The 9,210-nt window shown below is 46.7% G+C and carries 13 protein-coding genes and 2 pseudogenes; 4 read left to right on the top strand and 11 right to left on the bottom strand.

The window, feature by feature from the left end; translation table 11 throughout:
* Positions 1 to 251 precede the first annotated feature (251 nt).
* Positions 252 to 1,582: pseudogene (locus K0335_RS19770) on the top strand (KAP family NTPase).
* 28 nt (positions 1,583 to 1,610) lie between these two features.
* Here the strand turns inward: K0335_RS19770 and K0335_RS19765 are convergent.
* The 10 genes from K0335_RS19765 to K0335_RS19720 all read right to left on the bottom strand — a co-directional run bounded on the left by K0335_RS19765 (position 1,611) and on the right by K0335_RS19720 (position 7,089).
* Positions 1,611 to 1,979 (bottom strand): antiterminator Q family protein, encoded by a 369-nt coding sequence (locus K0335_RS19765; RefSeq protein ID WP_097339664.1) that lies wholly within the window; start codon positions 1,977 to 1,979, stop codon positions 1,611 to 1,613.
* Positions 1,980 to 1,993: 14 nt separating this feature from the next.
* Complete coding sequence (locus K0335_RS19760) at positions 1,994 to 2,983, bottom strand: DUF968 domain-containing protein (RefSeq protein WP_112923055.1); 990 nt, start codon at positions 2,981 to 2,983, stop codon at positions 1,994 to 1,996.
* 7 nt (positions 2,984 to 2,990) lie between these two features.
* Positions 2,991 to 3,800, bottom strand: coding sequence for a KilA-N domain-containing protein (locus tag K0335_RS19755; RefSeq protein WP_171866739.1), 810 nt, complete (start codon positions 3,798 to 3,800; stop codon positions 2,991 to 2,993).
* A gap of 19 nt (positions 3,801 to 3,819) precedes the next feature.
* Complete coding sequence (locus tag K0335_RS19750; protein WP_052892387.1) at positions 3,820 to 4,209, bottom strand: RusA family crossover junction endodeoxyribonuclease; 390 nt, start codon at positions 4,207 to 4,209, stop codon at positions 3,820 to 3,822.
* Positions 4,206 to 4,532, bottom strand: coding sequence for a LexA family transcriptional regulator (locus tag K0335_RS19745; RefSeq protein WP_000210156.1), 327 nt, complete (start codon positions 4,530 to 4,532; stop codon positions 4,206 to 4,208). Before K0335_RS19745 ends, K0335_RS19750 begins: the two co-directional genes overlap by 4 nt.
* Positions 4,532 to 5,011, bottom strand: coding sequence for a PerC family transcriptional regulator (locus K0335_RS19740; RefSeq protein ID WP_219394030.1), 480 nt, complete (start codon positions 5,009 to 5,011; stop codon positions 4,532 to 4,534). Before K0335_RS19740 ends, K0335_RS19745 begins: the two co-directional genes overlap by 1 nt.
* A 2-nt stretch (positions 5,012 to 5,013) precedes the next feature.
* Positions 5,014 to 5,955 carry a helix-turn-helix domain-containing protein gene (locus K0335_RS19735; RefSeq protein WP_000104954.1) on the bottom strand — a complete coding sequence of 314 codons (942 nt, stop codon included), beginning with the start codon at positions 5,953 to 5,955 and terminating at the stop codon, positions 5,014 to 5,016.
* Positions 5,945 to 6,124, bottom strand: coding sequence for a DUF4222 domain-containing protein (locus K0335_RS19730; protein ID WP_219394029.1), 180 nt, complete (start codon positions 6,122 to 6,124; stop codon positions 5,945 to 5,947). The genes K0335_RS19735 and K0335_RS19730 overlap by 11 nt, the downstream gene beginning before the upstream one ends.
* A 175-nt stretch (positions 6,125 to 6,299) precedes the next feature.
* Positions 6,300 to 6,851 (bottom strand): protein YmfL, encoded by a 552-nt coding sequence (gene ymfL, locus K0335_RS19725; protein ID WP_001434539.1) that lies wholly within the window; start codon positions 6,849 to 6,851, stop codon positions 6,300 to 6,302.
* Between the two features lie 37 nt (positions 6,852 to 6,888).
* Positions 6,889 to 7,089, bottom strand: coding sequence for a Cro/CI family transcriptional regulator (locus K0335_RS19720; RefSeq protein ID WP_000205494.1), 201 nt, complete (start codon positions 7,087 to 7,089; stop codon positions 6,889 to 6,891).
* A gap of 97 nt (positions 7,090 to 7,186) precedes the next feature.
* Here K0335_RS19720 and K0335_RS19715 point away from each other — a divergent pair, with 97 nt between their 5' ends.
* Positions 7,187 to 7,813: a LexA family transcriptional regulator gene (locus K0335_RS19715; RefSeq protein WP_000450735.1), complete on the top strand. Its 627-nt coding sequence runs from the start codon at positions 7,187 to 7,189 to the stop codon at positions 7,811 to 7,813.
* A gap of 247 nt (positions 7,814 to 8,060) precedes the next feature.
* Positions 8,061 to 8,267 (top strand): hypothetical protein, encoded by a 207-nt coding sequence (locus K0335_RS19710; protein ID WP_025380698.1) that lies wholly within the window; start codon positions 8,061 to 8,063, stop codon positions 8,265 to 8,267.
* On the opposite strand, the gene K0335_RS19705 is transcribed toward K0335_RS19710, so the two are convergent.
* Positions 8,239 to 8,673: a hypothetical protein gene (locus tag K0335_RS19705; protein WP_077882836.1), complete on the bottom strand. Its 435-nt coding sequence runs from the start codon at positions 8,671 to 8,673 to the stop codon at positions 8,239 to 8,241. The genes K0335_RS19710 and K0335_RS19705 overlap by 29 nt on opposite strands.
* Positions 8,674 to 8,816: 143 nt before the next feature.
* Between K0335_RS19705 and K0335_RS22535 the strand changes: the two are divergent.
* Positions 8,817 to 9,136 (top strand): annotated as a pseudogene (locus K0335_RS22535) (hypothetical protein).
* The last annotated feature ends 74 nt before the right edge of the window (positions 9,137 to 9,210 follow it).

Raw genomic sequence — 9,210 nt, 5'->3', positions numbered from 1 at the left:
ACATGACATACCAATAACTCTTGTCTAAAAAGCCAGCAAGATAAAAAGTCAGTATTCACGACCACCAGCGTGTTTACCGTACTGCACCAGGTTTACAGGTACAAAAAAACCCGCTCGACGGCGGGTTTAAGCTGTGTGGCGAAGTAACCACTCTTAACAGATTACAAGAATTTTTGCGGACCGCGTTAATGATTTTTAATCCCAAAGTCGTATTATTCGTTTTTTACTGTAGGAGTTAACAGGTTTATATTATGTTAGATACACTATCTTTCACTGAACGTGACGAGTTCCAACGAAGAAACATCGCTGAAAATATCATCAAGTTGCTAAAACCAGAGGCAGACATTTCACCACTGGTAATAGACGGCGCATGGGGAACAGGGAAAACAGAATTTAGTATCAAACTGAAAAATCTCATTATTGAGCAAGAAACCGAATCTAAAGTTGTTTATATTGATGCCTTTAAAGGGGATCATGCAGAATCTCCATTACTTCTCATAACCTCTGCAATTGCCAGCATTTTGCCTGAGGAAGAAAAACAACACTTCATTAAGAGATCTCTTCCTGCAATTCGATTTGGTTTAAAAACGGTACTAAAAGCTGGTGCAGGTTGGTTTTTACGACAGGAGGCTAGTGAAGTTGCCGAAGAATTCCAAGATGCAATGAAGAAAGCAAGCAATGCAGCAATAGATGGGACTATTGAAAATTTGCTTGAAGACCATATGGAATCAGAGAAAAACATAAATTCACTTAAATCTTGCATCGAAAGCATTTCAGAAAATCAAAAGATAGTAATTATAATTGATGAATTAGACCGATGTAAGCCGAGTTTTTCAACAAATGTCATTGAAACAATAAAACACATTTTTGACATCAATAATGTTTTTTTATTTTAGTTACAAACACAGAACAATTAAAAGCATCGATAAATCATATTTATGGTTATAGTATTAACTCACAAAAGTATCTTGACAAGTTTATAAAATATACCATCACGCTTCCAGATACATGTTTAATAGATGGTCACGTCGTATGTAAAACATCTGTTATATATTGGAATTACCTTGTAGACAAGACAAAATCACTAAATGAAATTAATAGTTTATCTGGTAGATTTATCCGTGATTTAATTCAACGAACCAACTTATCCTTACGTGAAACACAAACTTTTTCACGTAATCTTAACATTTTTCAACTGTTAAACGACGATGAGTACAAAAGCAGTGATCCTTTAATAAATAGGATCTTTGTCGTAGCTGTCTTCATACATTGCTTTGGTGACAAGGAAAAACTAAAACAAGAAATTACCGCTGAATCTATATCTCATTTAGCAGACCTGCTTAACATAAAAGAAATACCTTATTCTTATGAGAGAAGATCACAAATTCCTGAAATATCTATTGTATTCTTCGGAATAATTAAAGACAGTATTACTCTTAATGAGCGATTTGCCCCTAAAAGTGATGAAGAACTTAAAAAATTCACAAATGTTTATACTGATTATGAACACCTAAATTTTTGGAGTACTACACCCAGAGAGTTATTGATAAAATATATTAATCAAATGTCATTCATCCAGTAAATAATACGCCCCTGCATGGGGCGTATTATTAAACGTCCAAATCTAATGTTAGATCTAGCATGGAAAGGCAGCCATCAATAAATCCTTCGGCTAACTGTATTTCTATACGTATCAATTTCTCATCCTTTCCACGCGCCTTTGCAATCTTACGCTTGGATATTCTGTATAAATAATGTGCCACAAGAAGCGAATGCTCATAAGGTCTTTTTTGCTTTAGACGAGCAAGACAACCTTCAATAATTAATGCATCACTATCCGAACAAGCCAGACGTGTCTTGCTGGTATAGGGAAGAAGCCCCTTAAACCCAGCAGCTATAGGTGAATAATCAACACCAGAGTTATCACTCGCAGCCCATGCTCCCCAACGTTCAAGAATCATCTGAATATCACGCATCAACTTTCTCCACAAAATCAGGCCAGCACGCCTATTGCCAGCGCACGATCGATAAAACGAAATATCAGCTCCAGTTGGGAGCCATACTTCTCTTCAAATGCCACGGTATCCGCATGCAGCTCGTCGTGATGCTTTCTGCACAAAGGCAACACAAAGAGGTCATGCGCTTTTGTACCCATTCCCCCCTGACCGTGACCTATCAGGTGGTGGGGATCATCAGCAGGCTTTCCACAACATGCACACGGCTGTGTCTTAACCCAGCGCGTGTACTTTTCATTAACCCAGCGGCGACGTTTTGGGCGTAACATAAAAGACTCCGGCGACTCCGGATCCACTTTCAGCGCCAGCACCTTTTTCGCCTTATCCTGGATGATGCTGGTGGCAGGAACCGAAGGCACAAGGTCACTTTCCCGGGTGACAGACGGCACAACAGGCTTCGGTAATCTCAGTGCCTTACGGGCTGCACTTTCCGGTAAGGCATCCGCCAGGTCATTACGAACCAGCCACCAGCACAGTTCCGGCATTGTCACAACGTGACTATCATCAAAACCGAGATCCCGACGCACGACAGACAACACCCAGCGGGCACAGTTATCCGTTGCCATTGATTCCAGCCGTTCCGTGAATTGATCGCGCAGCTGGTTATCGCAGTGCCAGCACAGACGGATTGCGCCCGGAGCATGTCGCATTGTGGTCATGTTCTCGCTGTGCCAGTCGGAATGAGGCCACTGACAGCCTTTTTCACGAAGTAACCAGCTTTCAAGACATTCCACTCCACCAGCACGACGGATCACTGCCTCATTACGGAACACGGCCCGAACGGCAGGATCATCCGCCAGTGGTTGTGATGCCGCCGGAACGGCACCACTGGCAAAAGATGAATAACGTTCCGGCTCAGGCTGCAACAGGACACGCCCCTGCATAAACAGGGGCATCAGCTCTGAACCAGGCCTGAACAATACGATCCCCATACGCGGGGCAATTTCAGGGGTCAGTAATGCTCTCACGGTCACCTCAATGAACGGTATCGAGCAGCTTTAACAGCTCAGGGAATCGGGACTCGAAGAAATGCGGCTGCGTCTCGCGCGGATTTGCGGGACTGGTGATGTTCTTGCCGAACATGCAGCCTTTCGCCGTCAGCGACCAGAATTTTTTAATGTTGTTAATCGCGGTACGGCTGTATCGTTCGCGTTGTTCAACGATCCCCAGCTTCGCCATCTGGTGATATGCCTGATTAGCCGTCAGGCGGATACCATAGAGCTTCAGCAGTGCACTCAGTGACAGCGTGGGGCGGCTTGAACCATCGGGCGCATCAGCCGGAGCATCAATGGCATAGCGCGGTGCCAGATTCGGTAAGCCAACAGCCTCCTGGAGTTTCTGACAGGCCCCAAGCACAGATGAGTTAGACAGGTTTAACTCCCGGCGCATAAAGTCCAGCAGAATCACGCCAGCCTGCATCTTGTCAGCAGCCTGCCCGGATAATTTTTCCGGTGCACTGACTACCATATCGAAAGTACGGATCACCTTCAGATGGAAAGACGGACTGATCCACATTGCATAGGCATACACCAGTTCCTTGCAGACATAACTCCCCTGCTTAGGACCACCACGAACTGTATTAACCGGACCGATACCCAAATTTTGGGTATCGGTCAATTCCTGAACAAGTTCAACAGTCTGTTGGCTGGAAAGAAACTTTCCCGGCTCCTTCGTTCTGGCATTTGCACCAGATGCTACTGCGGCACGATGCAGATCGTTCAGGCTGTAACGTCCATAAGCATCACGACGAACTTCAATACCATCAATGACCATCAGATTATTCATACTTCGTTTCTCCTCTTAATCAGGCGGCTGCACCCGCCGTTTTCTCGTACTTACTGATAGTGATCTCGACCTTCCCTTCCGGGATAACCGGCCCCCACTCCACCAGCATTCTTTTCACCTGGCTGTCGTCTTCCCACACACCCGCGTGGGTCAGGGCGTCAAACAGCGCCTTGTTATAGTTGTCCAGATCGCGGATCCGGTTATCAGGAGGAAACAACACGATCTCCACTGAAGCAGGTGCCAACGTTGGTTTCGGCAGACGACGTAACTGCTCAACTATTGCTGCGCACGCCGCGCTCTGGAATTTTCGCCCCGCCGCGCTTATCAGGCTCTTACCTGCAAACGCCCCTTTGTTAGGGTGTCGCCAGTACGTGTTCACGCTGGGCGGGAAAGGCAGGATAAGCTTCATACTTTCAAGCCCCTCTCATGTAACCAGTGAGTTGCACGCAGCCTGGCGTTTTCCTCACCGGCAAGCAGTGCGCGGATAATCCCGACCGCCTCGCTGTCGTCGTCCTTCACCGCGGTATGAAGAGTGATACCCCGGGCCACACCACGCTTTATCGTGATGACGCCTTTTTTCTCCAGTGCGCGAAGATGCTCCACCGCTGCATTCACTGAACGGTATCCCAGCATGGTTGCCACCTCCTGATTGGTTGGCGGGAAGCCACGTTCTTTCTGGTAAGAAATCAGCATATCCAGCACCTGCTGCTGGCATTGAGTTAACGTCGTCATTAAGCCCCCACGTAATTGCCTGGCAGATACCACTCTTCACCCGATGCCACGCACCTTTTACTTTTGCGTACACACCGCTCACGGCGCGCCAGAAAATTGTTTCGTTCTGACTGGGAGTGGCTTTCACGGAATGCCTCCATCCACACCGTTGCAGCACGACGGAATAAACCTCTGGACTCCAGATCTTCTGCCTGCTGAATCAGGCGCAAAATCACCCGCTGATCATTAGTGCCGACGTAGCTTTTACTGGCCACACTCATATGCTTCAGCACCGGCTCAGGTGGCAACACAGCCTTGCGAGAAAAATGCTTGTGTGTTTTGCCTTCACTGCGATAAGCGAAACGTCTGCACTGGCGTAACTTACTGGTCGTATTCAGTACACGGGGACGTGGAAAGTATGCAAACGCATTCGCAATATCACCGGTCGTACATCCAGGATTGCTTTCAATGAATTTTTGAATCTCACTCATCAGGCTCATGATCACCCCCTGAACCCTGCCGGGATCTGGCTGTAGTCCACGTTGTCGTAACTGGATTTGAAGTACGGGTCTTCGCGTTTTTCGGTGTACGTGCTGACGGACGGTGATAAGCGCAGGGAAAGCTCATCCCATTTTTCCCGCAACTTCGACGGGCTGAGCACGTTACGGCACCAGAACGGATCGCGGCTGACGCGGCTGTACATCTCGCAGATTTGTTTGTGAGTACGACCATCCTGCACACACATCAGGCGAATTTCGTTTGCCCAGGCTGTCCAGTTCGGTTCTTTGGGACGAACCACCTCGCCGTCACATTCGGCGGCTTGCTCGTACAGGGCGATGATTTTTTTCCAGAGCCACTGTGCGCAGGTCAAATCATCCTGCGTTCCCCACTGGCGCTTTTTAGGGCTGAATACAACCGCATCAGGATGGCGAGTTAAAAAATCCTGTTCATCCGTCTGCGTGTCCGGTTGCGAAGCGTCCGGACGAGAAGGTTTTTTATCTGACGGATCATGTTTTGATTTTACTGACGGATCCCCGCCAGATTCTGACGGGTGAAAACCCGCTTTTTTGCCAGATTTCGACGCATCAAATTTTGACGGGTCAGATTTTGATGCGTCAGATTTTGACGGGTCAGAATCTGACAGTTGAGAAAATGCCGCTGCCTGAAGCTTCGCAACGTTAAGCTGATAAACATTCGACGCATTGCGGTTACCCTGGCGACGCGCCTTACGCGTTAACCAGCCTTCTGCTTCCAGCCGTGCGATAGCCGTCCTGACGGTACTCATCCCCGCGCCAATCTGACGGGCAATAGTTTCAATTGATGGCCAGCACACACCTTCGTCATTACTGAAATCAGCCAGGCGGGCCATAATTGCCACGCTGGATAATTTCATGCCTGATGCAGCGCAACCATCCCATACATAGCCGGTTAATTTAGTGCTCATGACCGACCTCTATTTCCCTGAATTTACGACGAAACTGTTCGAGCGGGCTGAAGCACTCATGCTCATAGCCTTCGCGGAAGTAGATAACTCGTTGTGTTTCCGGCTCCCAACGAATGACTCTGACGGGCACTCCGTAGTGATCTTTGAACCAGCGGTTAACTTGTCGCAAAGGACTGTCTCCTTCTGCCGGTTGAAATCACCCACAGCCCACTCAGCAAAGCTGTGGGTTACAATTTCCCTGTCACCTGGTACATTAACTGCATAGCAATACTCCACCTTCGCTTTTCCACCCGGTACAGGAAGCGCAATCAGTTGCGAGCGACGGTAGTGTGTTGTTAAACTGTTCATGCGTTAGTTTCTCCACAGTCACGACACGCCACGGCGCCCGGAGCTGCACACTCGCGGGCGTCATTACTTTCTGAAATGCAAAAGATTTTGTAGACCAGTGCTGCATGCTCCTGCAGCTTCGAAATTGAGAGATACAGCTCGTCGTTAATTGCTGTCTTCTCATGCGGTTCCACCACACCGTCTTCGATTGCCGAACGAATCTGTCTGGAATAACTGCCAATCTGTTCAATGACTTCCAGCAGGCGCTGGTTAATATCGGCGTTGTCCACATCCTCGACGTCAGGAAGAGACACAAAGACGCCATTTGCAGACTGCGCCACAGCGTCAGCAATGAAGTGAGTTCCACCAGCACGTTGCAAAATCATTGCCCATCCCAGCGGGAAAATCTGATCGCCATCGGCACGAAGGCGGTTAAATAATGCGTTTTCTGTTACATCCAGCCAGTCAGCTGCTTCAGCGTAACCACCCGGCAACGCTGCGATAGTTTTTCTGACAGCTTTCACGTACCACTCAGGCTGTTTTTCTACTTTCCAGTGATGCTTACCCACGGTTAGCCTCATCGTTCTGTGGTTTCTGTTAATCGATTTATCCATTAGATTTTTCATAAAGCTCAGGTTTAAATGGCAACCGTCCGCAAGTTCTATATGCAGCTTCTGCTGCACGTCCTTTTGGAATTAACTGGCCCGGACGGTTTCGCCACTGATAAACGGCTTCAGTTGTTATGCCGAAAAAAGCAGCAACTTTCTCAATACTGCCGAAGTAGCTTTCGATATCGTCAGTTGTCATACGCCCTCCAAACTAAGTTTTATTAGATGCTAATTACAAATCTATCTTTGGTCAATAAAAACTAAGATTACTTAGCAATTCAAGAAATGGTGCTCCTATGGAAACGGTTGGTCAGCGTATAAAAGCTCTGAGAAGAGTTACCGGAACGTCCCAGAAAGAATTGGGTAAATTTTGTGGAGTAAGCGACGTTGCTGTGGGGTACTGGGAGAAAGACATCAATACCCCTGGTGGGGAGGCACTTTCGAAATTAGCGAAGTTCTTCAATACGTCAATAGATTACATTCTTTATGGTGCTGAGTTTGAAGGCAAACTCGTCACAAACATGCGCAGAGTTCCTGTAATATCGTGGGTTCAGGCTGGGCAGTTTACTGAGTGCAGGGCAGCAGAAGTGTTTAGTGAAGTGGACAAGTGGGTAGATACATCATTAAAGATTGGTGATAACTCATTTGCATTAGAGGTTAAAGGTGACTCCATGACTAACCCTAATGGCCTCCCAACAATACCAGAAGGCGCAACAGTGATTGTAGATCCAGATGCAGAACCTCGTCATGGAAAAATAGTCATCGCTCGACTTGATGGAACAAACGAAGCTACAGTAAAAAAATTAGTCATCGATGGCCCTCAAAAGTTTTTAGTGCCATTAAATCCTCGGTATCCCAACATCCCTATCAATGGTAATTGCCTTATCATTGGTGTAGTCAAAGGAGTTCAATACGAACTCTAAGACCTCTCTTCTCTAACTAAGGCACCGAACTAAGAAAAGTTTGGTGTTTTCTCTTGCCATAATAACTAAGTTAAGTTAGATTTTATATCAAAGATAACGAACAGGCAGGACGCCCACGAAGTAGCCGCCTGGGGCATATGAAGTCCAGGATGATTCGTTAGCAACAAAAAAGCGCCCTACAGGACGCTTAGCTCTTTAACAATCTGGTCCCCATCAACAAGTAACTGATAACTTGAGGAGATGTGAAATGCACAAAACAGAACCAAAAATCGTCGCGCCTGGCTACACAGATGAGGAAATTTACGAGTGGATGACAAAGAAGCTGGCAGCTATAAACCAGCTTCGTGAATTGCTGTCTTATCGACAGGAAACAATAGACTCCTTAAAAAAACTGGATCAGGAAATCATGGTTTTATCACAGGATGCTACTTTAGATATTGTGCAGACAAATTAGGATCCCATTCATTTTCGTCAAAATCATCAAAGTGATGAATTTGTGATCTCCAGTCTCGATAATCTAAAAATTTCTGGGCGGTTACGCTTATTTTATCAAGCGTGAGTTCATCCTGAATTGAAAGAAGAAGTTCATCAAATTTCATCTCATTAATCTGTTTTGGCATCCAGTGATGCTTCATCAGAATAAGGTGAACCAGAGCCTTTTTCCCATTCAACTGATTATAGGGAGTGCCGAATTTCTTCCGGTGCTCATGTAAGACAAGATCCAGAAGAGTAAGTAATGTTGCCATTGATTCAACTTTGCTTATTTCGACTGATGACACTACCCCACTGATTTCAATGCCCCGATACTTTCCAACATTTTCACAGTGGGATTTGTACAGCGTATAGATATTACCGGACATTTCTTTTCCTTTTGCGTTGTTGGGGATAACCAGATTAACCGAATCCTTGTTGTTGGGGAATAACCAGGTCCACCTCGCCTGATGTGGCTAAAAGCAGGCACATAACAGCTAAGTATTTTCAACCAGAGAGAATTCTTAGCGTTGTGGTGAATGCGGCTCAGTGCACGCGGGTTAAGGTTGAGGCTGACAGTCGACCTTCTGTGTATACCCACCCGTCTGGTGTGCAACCTTCGCCAGGCACCGGGAGGCACCCGGCACCACAACTTTATGCTGTGTGTAGTCCTGGCGGCACCAGTTTGTACCCTTGCTTCCGGCTGGTACCGTCCTTTTTACAAAACAGAGAAGAGCATCACCGGACGACGGGCTCATAACCCAATCCATCCGGGCGGCTGCCACCGCAGGTGTTCTTCTCTGTTTTGTGGAGAAACTAACCGCCCCTACGGGGGCATTTATGGAAATGTAATTGACTCAATAATCGCCGGACGGTGAGGGCTTCCTTTTACCCGAATTCAGCGCGGTGCAGCGCATATACGTGGA

Source organism: Escherichia sp. GZ89 (assembly GCF_019366485.1).
In the GTDB taxonomy this organism is placed as follows: domain Bacteria; phylum Pseudomonadota; class Gammaproteobacteria; order Enterobacterales; family Enterobacteriaceae; genus Escherichia; species Escherichia fergusonii.
The sequence above is the reverse complement of the archived record's forward strand: the minus strand, read 5'-3'. Positions and strand labels throughout refer to the sequence as shown.

Excerpts from the sequence above, each read along its gene's own strand:
- K0335_RS19755 (WP_171866739.1), bottom strand. The coding sequence starts at position 3,800 with ATGAATAATCTGATGGTCATTGATGGTATTGAAGTTCGTCGTGATGCT.
- K0335_RS19750 (WP_052892387.1), bottom strand. The coding sequence starts at position 4,209 with ATGAAGCTTATCCTGCCTTTCCCGCCCAGCGTGAACACGTACTGGCGA.
- K0335_RS19745 (WP_000210156.1), bottom strand. The coding sequence starts at position 4,532 with ATGACGACGTTAACTCAATGCCAGCAGCAGGTGCTGGATATGCTGATT.
- K0335_RS19740 (WP_219394030.1), bottom strand. The coding sequence starts at position 5,011 with ATGAGCCTGATGAGTGAGATTCAAAAATTCATTGAAAGCAATCCTGGA.
- K0335_RS19735 (WP_000104954.1), bottom strand. The coding sequence starts at position 5,955 with ATGAGCACTAAATTAACCGGCTATGTATGGGATGGTTGCGCTGCATCA.
- K0335_RS19720 (WP_000205494.1), bottom strand. The coding sequence starts at position 7,089 with ATGACAACTGACGATATCGAAAGCTACTTCGGCAGTATTGAGAAAGTT.
- K0335_RS19715 (WP_000450735.1), top strand. The coding sequence starts at position 7,187 with ATGGAAACGGTTGGTCAGCGTATAAAAGCTCTGAGAAGAGTTACCGGA.
- K0335_RS19710 (WP_025380698.1), top strand. The coding sequence starts at position 8,061 with ATGCACAAAACAGAACCAAAAATCGTCGCGCCTGGCTACACAGATGAG.
- K0335_RS19705 (WP_077882836.1), bottom strand. The coding sequence starts at position 8,673 with ATGTCCGGTAATATCTATACGCTGTACAAATCCCACTGTGAAAATGTT.